The 19,769-nt window shown below is 62.6% G+C and carries 15 protein-coding genes; all 15 read right to left on the bottom strand.

The annotated features are described in order from the left end of the window. Positions 1-111: 111 nt before the first annotated feature. Positions 112-2,871 (bottom strand): glycosyltransferase, encoded by a 2,760-nt coding sequence (locus ABEH27_RS19075; protein ID WP_346615059.1) that lies wholly within the window; start codon positions 2,869-2,871, stop codon positions 112-114. 66 nt (positions 2,872-2,937) lie between these two features. Further along, positions 2,938-6,513, bottom strand: a complete 3,576-nt coding sequence (locus ABEH27_RS19070; protein ID WP_346615058.1) for a glycosyltransferase — start codon at positions 6,511-6,513, stop codon at positions 2,938-2,940. A gap of 73 nt (positions 6,514-6,586) precedes the next feature. Then, positions 6,587-8,170, bottom strand: coding sequence for a flagellar hook-associated protein 3 (locus ABEH27_RS19065; RefSeq protein WP_346615057.1), 1,584 nt, complete (start codon positions 8,168-8,170; stop codon positions 6,587-6,589). Positions 8,171-8,183: 13 nt separating this feature from the next. Next, a complete protein-coding gene (gene flgK, locus ABEH27_RS19060; protein WP_346615056.1) occupies positions 8,184-10,214 on the bottom strand; it encodes a flagellar hook-associated protein FlgK in 2,031 nt (676 codons plus the stop codon). Positions 10,215-10,226: 12 nt separating this feature from the next. After that, the gene (flgJ, locus tag ABEH27_RS19055) at positions 10,227-11,390 is read right to left on the bottom strand and encodes a flagellar assembly peptidoglycan hydrolase FlgJ (protein ID WP_346615055.1); all 1,164 of its coding nucleotides are present in this window, start codon (positions 11,388-11,390) and stop codon (positions 10,227-10,229) included. Between the two features lie 11 nt (positions 11,391-11,401). Then, entirely contained in the window at positions 11,402-12,511 is a 1,110-nt protein-coding gene (locus tag ABEH27_RS19050) for a flagellar basal body P-ring protein FlgI (RefSeq protein ID WP_346615054.1), read from the bottom strand. 12 nt (positions 12,512-12,523) lie between these two features. Continuing rightward, complete coding sequence (gene flgH / locus ABEH27_RS19045; protein ID WP_346615053.1) at positions 12,524-13,219, bottom strand: flagellar basal body L-ring protein FlgH; 696 nt, start codon at positions 13,217-13,219, stop codon at positions 12,524-12,526. 34 nt (positions 13,220-13,253) lie between these two features. Then, a complete protein-coding gene (gene flgG, locus ABEH27_RS19040; protein WP_346615052.1) occupies positions 13,254-14,039 on the bottom strand; it encodes a flagellar basal-body rod protein FlgG in 786 nt (261 codons plus the stop codon). A gap of 47 nt (positions 14,040-14,086) precedes the next feature. Beyond that, complete coding sequence (gene flgF / locus ABEH27_RS19035) at positions 14,087-14,827, bottom strand: flagellar basal-body rod protein FlgF (protein ID WP_346615051.1); 741 nt, start codon at positions 14,825-14,827, stop codon at positions 14,087-14,089. 282 nt (positions 14,828-15,109) lie between these two features. Continuing rightward, entirely contained in the window at positions 15,110-15,295 is a 186-nt protein-coding gene (locus ABEH27_RS19030; RefSeq protein WP_346615050.1) for a hypothetical protein, read from the bottom strand. A 72-nt stretch (positions 15,296-15,367) separates the two neighbouring features. Beyond that, positions 15,368-16,723 (bottom strand): flagellar hook protein FlgE, encoded by a 1,356-nt coding sequence (gene flgE / locus ABEH27_RS19025; protein ID WP_346615049.1) that lies wholly within the window; start codon positions 16,721-16,723, stop codon positions 15,368-15,370. A 30-nt stretch (positions 16,724-16,753) separates the two neighbouring features. Continuing rightward, positions 16,754-17,461 (bottom strand): flagellar hook assembly protein FlgD, encoded by a 708-nt coding sequence (gene flgD / locus ABEH27_RS19020; protein ID WP_346615048.1) that lies wholly within the window; start codon positions 17,459-17,461, stop codon positions 16,754-16,756. Between the two features lie 15 nt (positions 17,462-17,476). Further along, on the bottom strand, positions 17,477-17,920 hold the full coding sequence (flgC, locus tag ABEH27_RS19015; protein WP_346615047.1) for a flagellar basal body rod protein FlgC: 444 nt from the start codon (positions 17,918-17,920) through the stop codon (positions 17,477-17,479). Positions 17,921-17,922: 2 nt separating this feature from the next. After that, the gene (gene flgB / locus ABEH27_RS19010) at positions 17,923-18,333 is read right to left on the bottom strand and encodes a flagellar basal body rod protein FlgB (RefSeq protein ID WP_346615046.1); all 411 of its coding nucleotides are present in this window, start codon (positions 18,331-18,333) and stop codon (positions 17,923-17,925) included. Between the two features lie 589 nt (positions 18,334-18,922). Then, complete coding sequence (cheR, locus tag ABEH27_RS19005; RefSeq protein ID WP_346615045.1) at positions 18,923-19,750, bottom strand: protein-glutamate O-methyltransferase CheR; 828 nt, start codon at positions 19,748-19,750, stop codon at positions 18,923-18,925. Between the last annotated feature and the right edge of the window lie 19 nt (positions 19,751-19,769).

Genomic DNA, 19,769 nt, shown 5'->3' with positions numbered 1-19,769 from the left:
ATCAAGCAGTCAGAAATCCAACACTCGCCCTGTTCCGATGGCTGAAAGCAAGATGTTTGCCAACGCGCACAAAAAAGCCGGGCAGCGCCCGGCTTGATTGAACGAGGCCAGTCAGGCCAACTCTTGCAGCCAGCGGGGGCCTGCCGCTGTGGGCGGTACGGCAATGCCATGGCTGCCATCCACCGCGACTGCACGCGTGAACGCCCAGGGGGCTTGCGCTGCCAGCGCCAGCGCCACGTCGTCAGGGACACCCGGCACTGCGGGGTTGAACAGCTGCGCGTGAGGGGCCATCAGCACCAACAGACCCTGCTGCCCGACGCGCAGGCACAAGTCGATATCCAGCGCTGCCTGCTGGCCAAGGCCACCCACAGCATCGAAAACCTCTTTGCGTACCATCAGGCCATCAGCGGAAACAGCTTGGCAGGTGCGAACAACACCCAGGCCCAGCGCTTCGACGGTCTCGCCAACACCGCGTCCACGCCAGCCGGCATGAACCTTCCCGCCTTCGAGCAGCTCGTAACCAGCATGACTGACGTACCCGGCACCGTCATGCATCTGGCAACCCACCACACCTACTTCCGGGCGCTGCGCCTGGTTGAGCAGGCTTTCGATCCAGCCTGGGCTGGACACCTGGCTACGGTCACTCATCAGCACAAGATATTCGCCACGCGCCTCGCTGGCGGCCAGGTTGAGCCGCTCAGCCAGCACCGGTGATGGGCATGCCAGCATTCTGACTCGGCTGCCAAGACTAGCCTCCAGGCGCTGCTCGCCCTGGGTAACCACCAGCACTTCATAACGCGGGTAGCGTGTGCGCTGCTGGATACTCGCCAGGCTGGCACCCAGTACCTGCAGATCATCGCCGCCTACCAGCAGGATGCTCACCAGCGGCGTGCTCGTATGCCGGAAATCAATGTGCAGGTGACCCGCTTCATCCTGCCCCACCTGCCCGCGGTAGCCCAACAGCGACAGATGCCGCTCCAGGGTGGCCCGTGCATCAGGCAGCATGGCTTCGCGTTGATTGCTGGTGATGACCAGGAACTCATCGATATGCGCCAGGCCACCCAAGCCCTGAGTCTCCACTATGCGCAACAGCAGATCGAATTCGAGGGCGCCCCGGCAAGTTTCGCTATAGCCATCGACCTGCAGGACTGCCTCGCGGCGCACTAGCCAATGCGTAGCCATCGCATCCGGGCGGCTGCGCAGCAGATCAAGGTCAGCTCCAGGACGCTGCAACGCAACCAGGCGGCCTTCGCCGTCACGCTGAACTTCGTTGCCACACACTGCCTTCAGGTTGTTGTCCTGCGCCAGCTCCAGTTGCAGACGCAACAGCCCGCTGCCGGCCAACTCATCCCCCGCCTGCAACAGCATCATCCAGTCACTGGGCACCTGCCGGGCCACCTGATTGAGGTGCGATACGCTGTTCTGCGCCGTGACCTTGACGAAGTGCACCGTGTCTCGCGGCGTGGTAATGGCGGGAAGGTTGCCGGCCTTGAGCACGACAATGCGCATGTCACGCAACCCGCTGCTGGCGACGCTATCGAACGTCCGCTGCAACGCTTCGTTGTCATCTGCGAGGTCGAGCACCAACAGCGCCATGCTCACGCCTTTGCCTGCCGCCTGGTGCTGCTGTACCCGCTGCCGGCTGGCATCATCCAAGGTGGCTGCGGCCAATGCGTGCAAGACATGCCCCGAGGGCGTAGCGGCCAGGCGCGCGGCACTATCCGGCGCACCTGCAAGGGCCAGACGCTCGATCCAGGCTTCAAGCTCCTGGCGCGCTTCTTCATCCTCCTCGGTCAACACGTCCAATAGCAACTGGCATACTTGCGGCGCGAACAGGTTGATTGACAGCGCCTGCCAATAGCGGTTACGCAATGTGCTCACATTGTCGTTGCCATGCTGCAGCAGCAGATCGCGCTGCCGAACCCAGGCCCCCTCCACCGCGCGCACATGGGCAGGGCCCGCAGGCCATGCATGCAACAGGAATTCCAACGCCGTCAATTGCTTGAACAGCCCGGCATTGTAATAAGGCAGCTCTACGTACTGGCGCACCTCGAAACTGCGCACAGGCTCATGGACGACGCTCGCCCAGGGTGAGGTGAACAGCAGCGGTGCAGCGCCAGTCAATCCGGTAGTCAGTACGAACTGGCGCAGAATTGCGAACCCGTCGTCGTCGTTGAAACACCCACCCTGCTGCGCATCCCATTGCCGCAAGGCGCGCAGGGTCGGCGCCAGTTCGTCACCTTCCACAGCGTGCTCGGCGCACTCGCTGACAACCATGGTCTGCTCCAAGACCTTGATCGCCCCCTGGCGCAACAGGGCAAAAGACAGGCAGAGCAAGCCGTCTTCACCCTCGACATGGGCCGCCATCTCTGCCAGCGCACTGCGCAACTGCTGCACACGCAGTAACGCACGCCACGGCTGCAACCCGCTCAATGCATGCTGCAGCACCCGCTCACGCAAACCGCCCTCGCCATCCTGATGCGCCGTTTCACCCAACCGGTGATAGCCCACCGTCGCATTGCCCGGACGCATACCGAGTGAGTATCCCTGTACGCCCTGCACCTGCGGGTGGCTCAACAGCCACTGCCGAGCCTGCGACAAAGCATCGTGCAGCAGGAAGTCGCTGTCTTTGGCCAGCACCACGAACGGCGTAGTCACCTGATCGAGGGCCCGCGCCAGCGCTACGTGCAGTGGTTCGCCATTCACCCGGTCGACCCCTACAGGCTGGCACCCAAGCCCACGGATGTGCGCACTTGCGCGCGCACGGTAGTTTTCGTCTGCATTGTGCAGGGCGCCCCCGAGCTCAGTGCCCAGCAGCAGTACACTGGTATCCAGCGACGACAAAGTATTCAGGGTTGCATGTCCAGTCATTGGGTTACCCGATGCTATAAAACCAGTCTTGTCACGGTCACTCGCCAGACGACCTGCCGTGACGCTTCAGTCAGCCAACCACGCGTTGGCCCAGTGCTGCAGATGGCGCTCGTTGAGCACGTAATCACGTAAAACGGTTTCCCGCAGGGCATCACCCTGCCGGTAGCTCGCATCAGGGTCGGCCAGGTGCATCCGAATGGCGTCCAGCCACTCGTGCGATCGATTATGGGTGACCCGTGTGCAAGGCAGATACCCGGCATAGGCCTTGGTATCCGAGCAGATCACCGGGAAGCCGCAGGCCCCGTACTCCAGCAGCCGCAGGTTGCTCTTGCAGTCGTTGAAGAGGTTCTGCTCGAGCGGGGCAAGCGCCAGGTCCAGGTTGAGACTGGCCAGTTTCTGCGGATAGAACGTCATCGGGATGCCCTGGTGAAACTCCTTCACGTAAGGGCGCAGCGGCTCCGGGCACATGCCGAAGAATACCCAGTCGACCTCGTCGGCAAGTGTCTTGATAACCTCCAGCAGCAGCTCCAGATCGCCTCGATGGCTAGTGCCGCCAGCCCATCCCACGCGCGGCCTGGCAGCGGTCTGTCGCTCACTGGCAAGCCCGGTCCACAGCCCGGCAGCGAGCATGTTGGGCACCACCCGGATATCCTGGTGCATACTCGAAAGCGCATCGGCCAGCGGCTCGGTGGAGACGACCAACCGATCACACATCGAGATACCGCGCTCGACGAGGTTACGTATGTCAGCAGCGATGTTGCGGGAGTGGTCGTTGCGCTTGGGCACATCAATGATGTAGTCATCGATCTCGTAGATGTGCCTGGCACTGGACGAGCGCACCAGCCGCTCCATCTCCACCACTGAGCTCGCTTTGCTGCGGTACTGGAACACAACGATGTCCGGCTTCTCGCGCTCGATCTGGATCAACTCCGGTAGCGAGTAATCCACGCGCCCCTGTAGCCAGCCGGCATCTTCCAGTGCCTGGAACGGCTGAGACACACGATAGTGGCCCACGGCGGACGAGTTGACCGGCAACGCCATGACCGACGGCAGGACTCGTTTGATGAACGGGTCCCAGCCCTCGCGCAAGCCGGGGTCCATGGTGAAGCTGGCCATCTTCAAGCTGAGATTGCGATTGTAGGCCGGGTCTCGGGCTATTTTGGCCAGCCAGCGGCTGTAGAAAGCATCCCGGTCTTGATGCGGCTCGCTGACTTGCACCTGGCGATGATGGGCTTGACTGGTCAGGCGCAGCAACATCGCCGCAGGCGTCCAGACCGCGAGGTATCCCTGCTCACCTGCACGCAAGCAGAAATCCGCATCTTGCAGCTCACCCTGCAGCGCTTCGCAGTCGAAACCACCCAAAGCAAACAGAAGTTCGCGACGCACCAGCAGGCACTCCAGCGACAGGGCGCTCCAGTTCTGCACCGTCATCAGTCTGTGCATGTAGCCGCCGCTGTCCGCCGGCATGCCAACGAACGGGCTACCGGCTTCGCCGTGGAGCCCTAGGACCAAACCGGCCTGCAGGATACTGCCAGCCGTATTGCAGAGCTTGGGGCCAACCACGCCGACCTCGGGCCGACGCGCCTGGGCCATGAGTTCGGCCAGCCACTGTGCCTCGAACGCCACGCAGGCGCTTTCAAGCATCAACAGATAGTCACCACGCGCAGCGGCACTGGCCTCATTGAGCCGCGCCACCCGTCCCTGCGCGGCAACCTCGATCAGCCGCAGTTGGTCGCTGCCCAGGCTGCTCATCGCCTGTAGCCACTGACGCAACTCGGTGGGCGCGTCCGAACCGGCTATCAGCAGCACCTCGAAATTACTGTAGGCGGTATGCTCGAAGAGCGATTCGACACATCGCCGTGCTGCGATCAGGTCGACACCAACGTCCACCAGTATCGACACGCTGGCCTGCCCTTCATGACGGTAAGCCACCCTGCACAGTGCTTGCCCCACCACCCCTTCGACCTCGGCATCGACCCCCAGACGGCCCAGATGGGCGCGCACCACGCGGGGCGCCTGCGCTACGCAGCGCGGGTCGCTCAACCATTGGGCATAATCCCACTGGCTGTGCACCAGCAGTTCGTCGACGTGCCCGATAACCTGCAAGCCACGGTTTTCTGCGAGACGCCAGAGCAGGTCATGCGGCGCCAACAGGTCGAAATCGTGATCGAACCCGCCTGCTTCGCGCACCGCCTTGCACTCAAAGGCCAGCAAGCGTCCGACGTAGGGCAGGCTGCGCATCAGGTCGAGATTGAAATCCGGTTTGAAGATCGGCGTGGATGGGTTGATGGTGTCGTGCCCACCTTCATCGACATACAGGCACACTCGATTGCCCAGGACCATGCGCTCAGCCATGATCGCCAACGCGTGTGGCACCACGCGGTCACCGGCACGGAGCAGGAAAATCCAGTCGGCGTCTACCGCCCCGGCCAGGCGTGCCTGCAACTGAGCAATGCCATTGCCCTGCAACGGCAGATGGTGGACACCCGGTACCGGGGGGCAGCACATCTGGGCAGGTGCAAGCACCCAGTATTCGGCGGGCGCATAAGATTGCGCTGCGAAACTGTCGAGGGTCGCGCGCAACGCTTGTTCTTCACCTGGCTCGGCCCAGATCACTGGCACGATCCGCGGTTGCGAAGGCCACTGCTCGATACGTTTGGGCAACAACTTGAGTTGTGCCGGGGACAACGCTCGGCATTCCAGCCACTGCGCGTACACTTCTTCGAATGACAGACAGTCGCTACCGACCTGCTGCCGTGCCCGGGCAGCCTGCAAAGCGCTCAAGCCATTGAGGTCGTACTCCTCCCACTGGCTCGTTCGCTCACCCGTGTAGGTGTGCAACGGCACATAGCGCACCCAACCCTTCGCAGGCGCAGGCTCACTGGATCGCGCAGCCAACATGGCCTTGAGCCAGTCGGTTTCGGTGGGATAGAGCAGGGTAATGCCGGGGTTATGGCTCAACCGCCCCGGATGCAGGCGCTCCATACTGAGGAAACGATCGAGGTGCCCGAGGTTGCCGCGGCGCATCATGCAAATGTAGAGCGCCATGTCCAACCGAGCAGTGAAACCCTGGCCTTCGAGCACCAGCGACGGCAGAAATTCCTCCACCAGGGCTCGGCGCAGCAGCGCACTGCTGAGCCCGCCGAACAGGTTGGGCGCATGCTGCTCCAACCCCTCAAGCAGGTCGGAGCCCTTGACCACCGCATCATCCGGGCACATCACCATGTTGATCATGCGTGACGGGAGCAGCGTGTCGTCTGCCGAACACAGCATGCGCTGGCAGATGGTCAGGCTGACATCCGCATGCGTGTTCATCACGGCCGCCTGCAGGCTTACGCATTCAGTGAACAGCAGGTCGTCATCGCACAGGAACTTGATCAGCTCACCCCGAGCCTGCTCCAGGCACGTCAGCAGGTTGCGAGCAAAACCCAGCGTCTGCGGGTTGCGCAGGTAACGTACAGGCCTGCCGGTATCGTTCACCACTTCATCGACGATGCGCTGGACTTCCTCACCACGGCTATCGTCGCAGACCAGCACTTCACAGTGCGGATAATCCTGGTTGAGGGCGCTGATCAGCGTTCTGCGCAGGAAGTCTGGGTTGAAGGCCGGAATGGCAATGGTGACGAGAGCCGATTGATTCACGATGCGGGACCTGGGAGAGGGTCCGCGCACCGCCCCGGTGGAGCGATGCACGGTAGGTGACACGAGAGGAAAATCAGATGTAGTTGACCAGCGACAGGCTGGAGACCTTGGCATAAGCCTGCAGCGAAGCCTGCAGCATGTTGGTCTGCATTTGCAGGCGCAGCATCACCTCGGCTGGATCACTTTCACGGATCGAGCTCTGCGTCTTGGTGTTCTCGGTGCTCAGCGCCTCGTTGGTTTCCGCTTGAACGTCCAGCGCCTGACCACGTCCGCCGATGGCACTGATCGACGAGGAAACCTGATTGGTAGCACTGGCGATGTTGCCAATCGCCGAATCCAGCGACGCCAGGAAGTTCTGCCGGGCAACGGGATCGTTGTCGACCGGGCTGGTAAGCGCCTGGCGCAGTTGGCTGATGGTATCGAGCACGTTCTGGGTCTGATGGGTATCAACCTTTACCGCGAACGAGTCGCCCGCGTTTGGGGCTGCCGACAATTCAAAACTGACCCCCGCCGCCGTGGCAGTGGTGCCGTTCGGGCCGCCCAGAGCGCCCGAGGCGACCGGACGGCTGTCAGCGGTAACCGGCGAGGCGTACAACTCGAACGTGCTGGTACCGGTGAACTTGAGCACCGCGCCACCGGAGGGGAACGCAGCCTTGTAAGCGTTTTGATCGGTGATGGTCGCACCCGTCACCTGCTCCGACGACGTGTTGCCCGGGCTGCGGGTACCCGAGACTTGATCGGCTTTCGAACTCAGGCTGAAGGTATGACCGGCGATGGCAGCATCTTCATTGCCCTTGTCGCCGTCCTTGAAGGTGATGTCCAGCCGCAGGTCGACACCGCGGAAGCTGATCGAGCCGTTGTCGGCAGCAGGGTCGAACTTGCCGCCCTGGCTGGCTTCCAGGGTAACGTCGTTGTTGTTGGCGTCGGTGATCTTGTATTCGGTGCTGCTGATGAACTCGATCTTGTACGGCTCGCCGCTGCGGAAACGGTCGTTGTAGGTCGAGCTGCCCGCAACCTGGCCATTGGACAGGCTGACGCGCCCATCGTCGGTGGCCGGTGCAGTCAGCCTGGTCTCGCTACGGCTGGTGTTGAGCGCCTGTTCGAAAGCGTCATAGCCGGTTTCGTTGGCCGCCAGGCTAAGCATGTCACCGACCTGCAGGTTCAGCTTGCCCTGGTCGCCCTGGTAGCTGTAGGTACCATCGGCGTTCCGCGCGTAAGGCGGGGTATCACCCTTGGACCCCGAGAAGATGTACTTGCCGTTCTCGTCCTTGCTGTTCATCAGCGAGAACAGCTGATCTTCCAGCGAGGCCAGCTCATCGGCGTTGGCCTTGCGATCGGCGTCGGTGAACGTGCCGTTGCCCGAGGCCACCGCCAGTTCGTTGACGCGCTGCAGGATGGTGCCGATCGAGCTCAACGTACTCTCGGCAGTGCCCAACGCATTGCGCACATTGGTGATATTGCCCGAGTACTGCTTCAGCATGTTCTGCTGCTGCTCCAGCTGCAGCAACCGCGCCGCCCCCACCGGGTCGTCCTTGCCCGACCGCACGCGGATGCCATCGCTGGCCTCCTGCTGGGTCTTCACGGTATTGGCGAAGTTCTTCTGATAGTTGGCGCTGTTGGTGTTGTAGAACTGCGAAGTAGAGATGCGTACGCTCACGATCTACGGCTCCTTAAAGACTGTTGATCAGGGTGGCGAAGGTTTCCTGGGCCGCCTTGATGATCTGCGACGACGCGGTGTAGTACTGCTGGAACTTGATCAGGTTGCCGGTCTCTTCGTCGATCGAAACGCCCGACAAGCCGTTGCGGCTGTCCAGTGCAGAAGTTTGCAAGGCGCTTGTGGCGTCGCTGTCCATCTGCGCCTGGCCGGCCTTGCCGCCGACGTTGGACACCAGCTTGGCGTAGGCATCGGTGATGCTGATGCCCTTGCCGTCGGCCCCGACCTCGACCGTGGCCTTGGTCTGCAGGTCGATGATCGACTGGCCGTTGCGGTTGTCCGCCGAGCCTGCGGCGGTCAGCGCCACGGTGTAGCTGTCGCCGTTCTTCGGGGCGCCGGAAACGCTCATCTCGAAGGTGAAGTTGCCGCCCAGCGAGTTGCCGTTGGCATCGACCATCGGCACCGACAGCTGCAGCTTGTTTTCCTGGCCGGGCACGATGGTGCCGCTGCCAATTTCGGTGCCCTTGGCGTCGTACATCTTGTAGGCCTGGGGCGACGTGGCTTCGTCACCGAACACCAGCTTGACCGGGGTCGAGTACTTCAGGCCATTTTGCAGCTGGGTGCGCTGGGCGGCATCGTAGATGTCCAGCTGCGAGGTCAGCGTCGGCTGGGTGATCACGCCGGTGCCCTTGTTGCCCGAGCCGCTGGTGGCGGTCAGCGGCGACGACAGCGCCAGGCGCTTGGGGTCGGTGAGCACGGTATCGATGCTGGCCGCCGCGTTGCGCGTCGGGGTGATCTTGAAGCTGTCGCCGGCACTCAAGGCACCGCCATTGAGCGACAGGCTGAAACCGTCGATCACCGGTGCCGGGTCGTCGTCGAGGCTGTAGCTACCCATGTCAGTGCCGTCGGGCAGCTTACGCACGGTGTACTGCTTGTCGCTGGTGAAGGTCACCTGGTAGTCGCTGGTGGACAGCTTGCCGGTGTCCTTGATGGTCACATCGAGGTTGCCGGAGCCGGCGCTGTTGCCGGTCTTGGCGATGCTGCGCTGGGCGATGGCGGCGGCACTGTTGATGTCGCCGAACAGCGTGGCGCCGAAGTCACCGTTCTTGTCGATGCCCTGGGCCAGCTGGCTGTTGATCGCATCGGCCACCACCAGGGCCACGCGGCCCAGCTCGTTGAGCGCAGGGTCGAGGGTTTCGCTGCGATAGCGGATCAGCCCGCCCAGCTCGCCACCGGTGGCGCTGCTGGTGACGTCCATCTTGGTCGAACCGCGGTTGAGGATCAGGCTCATGCGGGTCGGGTCGGTAGCGCTGGCCTGCACGCCCAGGGTCTGGGTGGTCTTGCCCAGTACCAGTGCCTGGCCGTTTTTCAGGTAGATGTCGTAGTTGCCTTCACGCTCGACCACATCGGTGCCGATCAACGAACTCAGCTGGCGCACCGCGCCGTCGCGCTGGTCGAGCAGGTCGTTGGGCTGGCCGGAAACGGCGCTCACGCGGGAAATCTGTTCGTTGAGGTCGGCGATGGTCTTGGTCAGGCTGTTCACTTGGTCAGCCAGCGACGCCATGTTGCTGTTGATGTTGCTGTTCTGCTGATTGAGCTGCGCCGACAGGGTATTGAAGCGCTTGGCCAGCGACTGGGCGCTGGTCAGCAGCAGCTGGCGCGAGGCGTCCTCGGTCGGCTTGGCGGCGGCATCCTGCATGGCGCTGAAGAAGCTTTGCAGCGCGGCGGTGATGCCGGTGTCGCTGCCGGACAGGGAGGTATCCAGCGGGGTGATCTGATCCAGGTACGAGGAAGCCTCGCTGCTCAGCGACGTGGTGGTGCGCAACTGGTTCTCGAGGAACGCGTTGTACACCCGGCGCACGTCGGCCAGCGTGGTGCCGCTGCCGATGAAGACCTGGCCGACCTGCTGGCCGCCCTTGGTCTTCTGCACGTTCTGCTGGCGCGAGTAGCTCTCGACGTCGGCGTTGGCGATGTTGTTACCGAGGGTGTACATCCCCGACTGCGCGGCGCCAAGCCCCGACATACCAATATTGATCAGACTCGCCATGGTTCCATGCCCTTAAAGTTTCGTTGTGGTACCGAGCATTGCGTAGCGCTCGTACGACTTCATCTGTCTTGCGATCTGCGAGATCTTGCTGGCGTAATTCGGGTCGGTGGCATACCCGGCCTTCTGCAACTCTTGCACGAACTGTTCTGGTTTATCGGCCGCCTTCACCGCTTCTTGATAGCGGGAATTGTTCTGCAGCAGGCTGACCAGGTCGTGGAAGCTGTCCTGATACGAGTCGTAGGAACGGAACGCCGCGGTCTCCTTGACGAACTGGCCGTCGCGGAATTCGCTGGTGATTGCCCGCGCCGAATCGCCCTCCCAGTTGCCGGAGGCCTTGATGCCGAACAGGTTGTGGCTGCTGCTGCCGTCGCTGTTGCGCATGACCGACTTGCCCCAGCCGGTTTCCAGGGCCGCCTGGGCCACCAGGTAACGCGGGTCGACACCGATGCGCTTGGCCGCCTGTTCGGCCATCGGCAGCATGGTGGCGACGAATTCGTCGCTGTCGCTGAAGGCCTTCTTCGGCGCCAGGGGCGGCTGTGCCACGGCGCGGCCGGTGATGCGCAGGCCGCCCTCGGGTACCGCGAAGCTCTGCGCGACCTGTTGCCCGTCGCGGGCCGGCACGGCGGCGGTATTGGTAGTGGCTGCAGGGTTGGTTGCCGAAGGCACGATACCGGCCAGCAGGCGGTCGGTAAGCTTGCCCGGCAAGGCCAGGCGCCGCGAATTGAGCGCGGCGACATCGTTGCGGCTGGCCGACTGAGCGGCATGCACCGGCTCGGCCACCTTGTTGCCCCACAACGCCGGCGCACTGCCCTCGTTGCGCGGGAACGGGCTGGTGTTGGCCGGCGTGCTCTTGTTCTTCGACAGCTGGCGCACCAGCACGTCCTGCAAGCCGATACCCCCGCCCTCGCGGGACATGCTCACGGCCAACTGCTGGTCGTACATGTCGCGGTACTGCTTGACCGTCTGGGTGTTCATCGGGTTGTCGTCGGCCAGCACATCGCTGGCCTTGCGCGAGGCCTTGAGCATCTCGCTGATGAACAGCGACTCGAACTCCTGGGCCACCTTGCGCACGTTGGCGTCGCTGTCGCGGTCACCGTGCTTGAGCGAGCTCAGGCGGTTGAGGTCGGTGTAGGCGCCGCTGTCGGCGGCGCTGGACACCAGGCTTTTCGAGTTCATGGGTGGCGTCCTCAGATCACGATCAGGTCGGCCTGCAAGGCGCCGGCCTGTTTCAGGGCTTCAAGGATCGCCATCAGGTCGCTGGGCGCCGCGCCGACCTGGTTCACCGCGCGGACGATCTCATCCAGCGTGGTACCCGGGCCGAACTTGAACATCGGCTTGGCTTCCTGTTGCGCGTTGACCCGCGAGCGCGGCACCACGGCGGTCTCGCCATTGGAGAACGGCCCCGGCTGGCTGACGATCGGGTCTTCGGTAATGGTCACGGTCAGGCTGCCGTGGGTCACCGCCGCCGGCGAGACCTTGACGTTCTGGCCGATGACGATGGTGCCGGTGCGCGAGTTGATGATGACCTTGGCCACCGCCTGGCCGGGGTCGATCTCGAGGTTTTCGAGGATCGACAGGTAGTCCACGCGCTGGGTCGGGTCCATCGGCGCACTGACGCGCACCGAACCGCCATCCACGGCCTGGGCGACACCTGGGCCGAGCAGCTCGTTGACCTTGTCGACGATACGCTTGGCCGTGGTGAAGTCGGGGCGATTGAGGTTCAGGGTCAGGCTGTTGCCCTGGTTGAAACCGCTCGGCACGGCACGCTCCACCGAAGCACCACCCGGGATGCGACCGGCCGACGGAACGTTGACGGTGATCTTCGAGCCGTCGCGGCCTTCGGCATCGAAACCGCCGACCACCAGGTTGCCTTGGGCGACCGCGTAGACGTTGCCATCGATACCCTTGAGCGGGGTCATCAGCAGGCTGCCGCCACGCAGGCTCTTGGAGTTACCGATCGACGAAACGGTAATGTCCACCACCTGGCCGGGCTTGGCGAACGCCGGCAGGTCGGCATGCACCGACACCGCGGCGACGTTTTTCAGCTGCACGTTGCCGGAGCCTGCCGGTACCTTGATGCCGAACTGCGACAGCATGTTGTTGAAGGTCTGCAGGGTGAATGGCGTCTGGGTGGTCTGGTCACCCGTGCCATTGAGCCCCACCACCAGGCCGTAACCGATCAACTGGTTGGAGCGCACGCCAGAGATACTGGCGATGTCCTTCAGGCGCTCGGCATGGGCACCGAACGCACAGGACAGAAGCAAGGTTGCGGCAATCAGCTGCCTGACGTTGAACATGTTCATCCGTACTCAGAAAGGCCAAAGCGGGCTGAGGAAGAAGCGATCCAGCCAACCGGGCTGGCTGGCATCGGCGAATGAGCCAGTGCCCGAATAGGTGATGCGCGCATCGGCCACACGGGTGGACGGCACGGTGTTGTCGGTGGCGATATCGTCGGCGCGGATCAGGCCGGCAATGCGCACCAGTTCCTCACCGGTGTTCAACGTGAGCCATTTTTCACCGCGCACGGCGATGATGCCGTTGGGCAGCACCTCTGCAACGGTCACGGTGATCGAGCCGGTCAGGGTGTTGCCCTGGGTGGCCTTGCTGTCACCTTTGGTGGTGCGGTCGCCGCTGTAGCCAGCCTCGAGCGAAAGGTCACCGCCGCCGAACGGGTTGTTGGTGTTCGGCGAGGCGCCGAACAGCGAGGTCAGGCCGATGTCTGCCTTGCTGTTCTTCTGGATCTGCGAGCCGGCGTTCTTGCTCGCCGAGGTCTTCTCGTTGAGCGTGATGGTGATGATGTCACCCACCCGAAACGCCTTGCGATCGCTGTACAGGTTCTGGTCGAAACCGGCCTGGTAGATCGAACCGTTGTTGGCCGCTGCCGGCAACGGGGTGCGCGGCAATACCGGCGCGTAGTACGGGTCGTTGGGCTTGGCCGTCGGTGCGACGCAACCAGCCAGCAACACCGCCCCCCCCAGGGCGAATACGGACAACAGAAGATTCATGACGCTTACCTCACGGTGTAACAAGGGCTAGGGCTTACAGCTGCTGGGTGACGAACGAGAGCATCTGGTCGGCGGTGGAGATGACCTTGGAGTTCATCTCGTAGGCGCGCTGTGTGGTGATCATGTTCACCAGTTCTTCCACGGTGCTGACGTTGGAGTTTTCCAGGGTCTGCTGCAGGGTGGTGCCGAAGCCGTTCAGGCCTGGGGTGCCGACCTGTGGCGCGCCGCTGGCGGCGGTTTCCAGGAACAGGTTTTCGCCGATGGCCTGCAGGCCCGCCGGGTTGATGAAGTCAGCGGTCTGGATGTTGCCGATGACCTGTGCCGCCGGGTTGCCGGCAGTGGTGATCGACACGGTGCCGTCCTGGCCGACGGTGAAGGTCTGGGCGTCGTTCGGCACGACGACCGCAGGCTCCAGCGCAAAACCGTTGGCGGTGACGATCTGGCCGTCCGAGTTCAGGTGGAAGGTACCGTCACGGGTGTAGGAAACCGTGCCATCGGGCTGCAGCACCTGGAAGAAGCCACGGCCGTTGACCGCCATGTCCAGCGGGTTTTCGGTGGTCTGCAGGCTGCCAGTCTGGAAGTTCTTCTGGGTGCCGACGATGCGCACACCGGTACCCACCTGAAGGCCCGACGGCAGTTCGCTGTCCTGGGTGGACTGCGCGCCTGGCTGGCGTTTGATCTGGTACAACAGGTCCTGGAATTCGGCGCGATCACGCTTGAAGCCGGTGGTCGAAACGTTGGCCAGGTTGTTGGAAATGACCGTGAGGTTGGTGTCCTGGGCGGACAGGCCGGTTTTAGCGACCCAAAGAGCCGGAAGCATCAGTATTCTCCTCGTGCGCCTGTTTTACGGCACCCGTTCAAGTGTGGTTAGCCGATTTGCAAAACACGCGCCATGGCTTCGTCGCCTTCCTTGGCCGCGTTCATCATCTTCACGTGCAGTTCGAATTGGCGGGACAGCGCCAGCACCGAGGTCATCTCTTCAACGGCGTTGACGTTGCTGCCTTCCAGGAAGCCCGACACCACTTTGACGTTGACGTCGGCCGCCGCTGGCTGGCCGTTGCTGGTGTGGATCAAACCGTCCAGGCCCTTGGTCATGCCTTTGATGTCCGGGTTGACCAGCTTGATGCGGTCGACTTCGGCCATCACCCGCGGGTCTTCACCCATGGAGCGGATACTGATGGTGCCGTCCTCGCCCACTTCGACTTTCTGTTCTGGCGGAATGGCGATAGGGCCGCCATTGCCGATCACCGGCATGCCGTTGCCGGCGCGCAGCACCCCCAGGGCGTCGATGTTCAGGCTGCCGGTGCGCACGTAGGCTTCGCTGCCGTCCGGTGCCTGCACGGCAATGAAGCCCTGGCCGGCGACGGCTACGTCCAGGTCACGCCCGGTCTCGACCATCGGCCCTTCGCTGAAGTCGGTGGCGGGACGCTCGGTCATGGCAAACGCCCGCGACGGAAAGCTGTCGCCGAACACCGGCATCGAGCGCGCCTGCTCCAGGTCGCGCTGAAAGCCATTGGTGGAAATGTTCGCCAGGTTGTTGGCGTGGGCCTTCTGCGCCAGCGCGTTCTGGCTGGCGCCGGTCATGGCCACGTAAAGCATCTTGTCCACAGTCATCCTCCGCTGCACTGGCGATCGCTTGCCGCTCGCCGTTGCTGTGCAGGCACTAAAGCAAGTTCCGAACCAACTTTTGGAAATCGTGAAAAAGCCCGTGATTACGGGCTTTTGCGGGTGAGCGTGGCGAGAGTAACGCCGGTTATCCGGCGCCGGATTGCCGATTGCGGCAAACCTGTACCGGCCTCTTCGCGGGGCCAGCCCGCCCCCACAGGGAATTGTGTTGCGCCCTCAAACCTGTGGGAGCGGGCTTGCTCCGCGAAGAGGCCGACACAAGATTCAACGATCGCGGCACCCACCATTGTTGTAAGGCCCGGCAAACCGCTTCCAGCCCTCCCCCGGCGACCACTGCGAGCACACCAGACGCCCATCCACCTGGCTTTCCCAGCGCCACCAGGGGGCAGTGCCGGCTTGTGCCTGATACAGGCAGAAGGCAGCGAGCAACGCGACAAGCAACCTTTTCATGAACACTCCCGCAAAAACGACGAACCCCTTCACGACAAAGGGGTTCGTCCTCACGCCATCAACCCGCGACCATCAGGCCATCTGGATGACGGTCTGCATGATGGTGCTTTCGGTAGAGATGGTCTTGGCGTTGGCCTGGTAGTTGCTCTGCGCCTTGATCAGCTCGACCAGCTCTTGAGTCAGGTTGACGTTCGAGCCTTCCAGCGAGTTGGACTCAACGCTACCCAAAGTACCGGTCTTCGGTGCATCGATGCCCGGAATGCCCGAGTTGTAGGTCTCGGTCCAGCGAGTACCGCCAATCTGCTGCAGGCCCTGCTCGTTGGCGAAGCTGGCCAGGGCAACCTGACCGATGGCGCGCGACTGGCCATTGCTGAAGCTGGCGAACAGCACGCCCGTGGCGTCGATGCTCAGGCTCGACAGGATACCGGTGGCAAAGCCATCCTGGGACTGCGACATACGCGCGGTCTCGGTGTTGTAGGAGGTGGTGCTGTTCATCGACAGCTTGATGCCGTCGGCATTGCCGGCCGCCCCGTTGGACGCCCAGTTGCCCGCGGCATCTTCCACCGCCGGCACCCAACCGGTCATGGTGAAGGTGTTGTTGGTCACGGTGAACGACGAACCTGCCGGGTGGCCGGTGTTGTCGGCCGCCATGCTCTTCACCGAACCATCGCTGTTGAAGCTGATGATGCCGGTCAGCGGCGCGGTGGAAGACGGGTCGAACGGGTTGCGGCCGTCGATCAAGGTGTACGACGTCCACTCATTGGTACCGGTCTTGCGGTAGTACTGCTCCATGGTGTGCTCGTTACCCTGGCTGTCGTACACCTTGGTCGGGAACGACTTGCTGTAGGTCGTCTCGTCAGTAGGGTCGAACGGCAGGTTCGGGACCATGGCGCCGGTACCATCGTCGACTTCCAGCGGGATGTCCTTGGACGAGGAATTCAGGTTGATGCCCTGATCGATCAGGCTGGTGGCCTTGGGCTGCAGCGCCGACGTATCGATCTGCAGATCGGTCAGTACACCCTTCTGGATCTTGCCGGACGAATCGGCCGCGTAGCCTTGCAGGCGCAGGCCGTCCGAGGTGGTCACGAAGTTATTCTTGTCGGCCTGGAAGGCACCAGCGCGGGTGTAAACCTTAGAGCCGTTGTCGGACAGCACGAAGAAGCCCTGCCCCTGGATGCCCATGTCCAGCACGTTGCCAGTGGTGTTCACATCACCCTGGGTGAACTGCTGCGAAACAGCTGCCAGGCGCACGCCGTTACCGACCTGGTTCTTGCCCACGCCCAGGCGGTTGGCGCCTGCGTAAACGTCGGCGAACTCGGCGCGCGAGGACTTGAAGCCGGTGGTGTTGACGTTGGCGATGTTGTTGCCGGTGACGTCGAGTTGCTTGTTGGCTGCGTACAGACCGCTAAGGCCGATATTGAAAGACATGAATTCGCTCCTGCTCCGCGCTGGCGGGCCTTAGATACCGATAGTTTGTACGTCGGAGAGGGAAACCTTACCGACACCCGCGAGGTTGAGCACCATTTCGCCGGTTGCATTGAAGCTGACACTGGTCACCTTGGCCGGCAGCAGGGTGTTCATCTGCACTGCCTGCCCGTCCACGGTGGTGCTGGCGGTGAAGGTGTAGGTGCCCGGGTCGACCTTCTCGCCACTGTTGTTGGTGCCATCCCAGATGAAGTCGGCATAACCGGCTTTCTGCTCGCCCAACTCGATGGTCTTGACGGTGTTGCCGTCCTTGTCCTTGATGGTGATCTTCGCTTCGCTGATCGCCTGCGGTACGACGAACTGCGCATTGAAGCTCTCGGCCGTATCGACCACGGCCTTGTCGTTCTGCACGACCACCGAACGGCCGACCAGCGACGAAGCCTGCAGGGCCTGGGACGAAGCCATGGCGTTGGTGATGCTGCTGACCGAATCGTTCAGCGTGGTGATGCCTTCCAGGCTGCTGAACTGCGCCAGCTGGGCCACGAACTCGCCATTGTCCTGCGGGTCCAGCGGGTTCTGGTGCTGCATCTGGGTAACCAGCAACTGCAGGAACGCATCCTTGCCGAGCGTGTCGGTGCCCGTCTTGGAGGCGGTATCCGTGGTTTTCTTGGTGGTGCCACCGACGCCCGATGCCGTGAGGACATCATTGAGGTTTACACCGCTGGTGCTATCGACTGCCATGGTCTGGATTCCTTATCACTGACCCAGGGTCAGGACTTTCTGCATCATGTTCTTGGCGGTGTTCATCAGCTCGGCGTTGGTCTGGAACGCCCGGCTGGCGGAGATCATGTCGGCCATCTCCTCAACCACGTTGACGTTCGGGTAATAGACGTAGCCGTCCTTGTTCGCCGCCGGGTGGTTGGGCTCGTAACGCGCCTCCAGGTTGCTCTGGTCTTCGATGATGCCCTTGACCTGCACACCCTGCCCCGCCTCGCCCTGGTCTTCGAACAGCGACTGGCTGGTACCGGCCTGGGCATTCTGGAAGGTGGTGGCGAATACCGGGTGACGTGCGCGGTAGGTCTGGTCGATGCTCGACGAAACGGTTTCGGCGTTGGCGATGTTGGAGGCAACGGTGTTGAGGCGGGTGTTCTGCGCACTCATGCCGCTACCGGCAATGTTGAAGACACTGGAAAGGGACATGGTCATTCTCCGCGCAGGGCCGAAACCAGCCCTTTGAATTTACTGTTGAGCAAGGTGAAGCTGGCCTGGAAACCGATGGCGTTTTCCGTGTAGTTCGATTGCTCGATCTGGGCGTCCACGGTGTTCTGGTCGATCGACGGTTGTGTCGGCGTGCGGTACTGCAGCGTGTCGTCGGCCATCGCCAGGCCTTCAGCCTCGATGTGACGGCTGTTGGTCCGGTCCATGGCGAAGCGGCCACCGGTTTGCTGCTTCTGGCTTTCGGCGGCGAGCACCGAAGAGAAGTCCATGTCACGCGCTTTGTAGTTGGGCGTGTCGGCGTTGGCGATGTTGTTGGCCAGCACTTCCGCGCGCTGGGCGCGGAAGCCCAGGGCCTTTTCGTGGATGCCAAGCGCCTTGTCGAAACTGATGCTCATGTCGGGGAAACCTTCGAAGGTTGACCGGAAGATCGTTGGCCAAGCTATAGCAAGGGCTGTGCCAATGTTCAAAAAGCCCGGAAACGCTGGGCTGGGCGGCGGATGATTGCGGGGGTGATGCCAGAAAAGCGGCAAAGTGCTTCCGCCTGGGGAAGGCAAAGCGGCAATTGCCGGGTGGCAAAAGCGGCAAAACAAAAAATTGACGTCAAGGGTTGGGGTTGGGGGGGGGGTAAAGCGCTCGGCTGGAGATTTGAGGGGGTGCGCCAATCGCTCGGCTGGGAATTTGAGGTGATGCGCAAATCGCGCGCCGCCCGCGCGGCGCATCGCGGGCAAGCCCGCTCCTACATTTGTTGCAACGTGCCGTTCCAGTCAGGCCATGGTTGTTCGCCTTGGCGCATGGCTGAACACAGGTGGGGCGGCGGCAGCGCCAGCCGAAAAATCGCGTCGTGCTAACAAGGCTGACAACTATGGCCTATCAGGCCATGGCACGTTGCAACAAATGTAGGAGCGGGCTTGCCCGCGATGCGCCGCGCGGGCGGCGCTCGATCTCAAGGCCACCGGAAGCCCGACGGCATGCACCTGCAAGCCTTCACTTGGCCTGGTAAATGATCCCCGGACTGCACTGCACCATCTGATAATGATCCGGCAACCCATTGAGCGCCTCGGAGGCGCCGAGGAACAGATACCCGCCCGGCTTCAGCGTGCTGTGAATCCGCAGCAGGATGTCCTTCTTCACCTGTGCCGAGAAGTAGATCAGCACGTTGCGGCAGAACACGATGTCGAACTTGCCCAAGGCTGCATAACTGTCGAGCAGGTTGAACGACCGGAACTCGACACGACTGCGGATGGCCGGCTTGACCGCCCAGCGCCCCGGGCCCTTGGTATCGAAATAACGCTGCAGGCGCTCCTGGGACAGGCCGCGGGCGATTGCCAGGCTGTCGTACTCGCCGGTCTTGCAGTTGTTCAGCATCGAACCGGACAGGTCGGTGGCGACGATCTGCGCGCCCATCTTCAACTGGCCGAGGTTGCTGCGCTCGAACTCGTCGATGGCCATCGAGATGGAGTACGGCTCCTGGCCCGACGAGCAGGCCGCCGACCACATGCGCAGGCGCTGGCCCGGGTTGTTCTTGATGAACTCGGGGATGACCTTGTTCTTCAGCACTTCGAACGGGTAGGTGTCGCGAAACCACAGGGTTTCGTTGGTGGTCATCGCATCCACCACCTGTTCGCGCAAGCCGCCACGCGGCTGGGTCTGGATGCGCTGCACCAGCTCGCCCAGGCTCTTGATGCCCTGTTGCTCCATCAGCTTGTTGAGACGGCTGGCGACCAGGTACTGCTTATTCTCGCCCAGCAGGATGCCACAGGCTTTCTCCAGGAATACCCGGAACTGTTCGAAATCCAAATTACCCGTAGACACTACTGCGGCCTCTTTTCAA

It is taken from the genome of Pseudomonas sp. P39-UII1 (genome assembly GCF_039672635.1).
GTDB lineage: Bacteria > Pseudomonadota > Gammaproteobacteria > Pseudomonadales > Pseudomonadaceae > Aquipseudomonas.
Note: the sequence above shows the minus strand (reverse complement) of the source record. Positions and strands in the feature narration are given on the sequence as shown.

Bases quoted from the DNA above. Each gene is read 5' to 3' on its own strand.
- flgH (WP_346615053.1), bottom strand. From the start codon at position 13,219: ATGAATCTTCTGTTGTCCGTATTCGCCCTGGGGGGGGCGGTGTTGCTG.
- flgK (WP_346615056.1), bottom strand. From the start codon at position 10,214: ATGGCGAGTCTGATCAATATTGGTATGTCGGGGCTTGGCGCCGCGCAG.
- ABEH27_RS19030 (WP_346615050.1), bottom strand. From the start codon at position 15,295: ATGAAAAGGTTGCTTGTCGCGTTGCTCGCTGCCTTCTGCCTGTATCAG.
- flgD (WP_346615048.1), bottom strand. From the start codon at position 17,461: ATGGCAGTCGATAGCACCAGCGGTGTAAACCTCAATGATGTCCTCACG.
- flgC (WP_346615047.1), bottom strand. From the start codon at position 17,920: ATGTCCCTTTCCAGTGTCTTCAACATTGCCGGTAGCGGCATGAGTGCG.
- flgG (WP_346615052.1), bottom strand. From the start codon at position 14,039: ATGCTTCCGGCTCTTTGGGTCGCTAAAACCGGCCTGTCCGCCCAGGAC.
- ABEH27_RS19075 (WP_346615059.1), bottom strand. From the start codon at position 2,871: ATGACTGGACATGCAACCCTGAATACTTTGTCGTCGCTGGATACCAGT.
- flgB (WP_346615046.1), bottom strand. From the start codon at position 18,333: ATGAGCATCAGTTTCGACAAGGCGCTTGGCATCCACGAAAAGGCCCTG.
- flgE (WP_346615049.1), bottom strand. From the start codon at position 16,723: ATGTCTTTCAATATCGGCCTTAGCGGTCTGTACGCAGCCAACAAGCAA.
- flgJ (WP_346615055.1), bottom strand. From the start codon at position 11,390: ATGAACTCGAAAAGCCTGGTGTCCAGCGCCGCCGACAGCGGCGCCTAC.
- ABEH27_RS19050 (WP_346615054.1), bottom strand. From the start codon at position 12,511: ATGTTCAACGTCAGGCAGCTGATTGCCGCAACCTTGCTTCTGTCCTGT.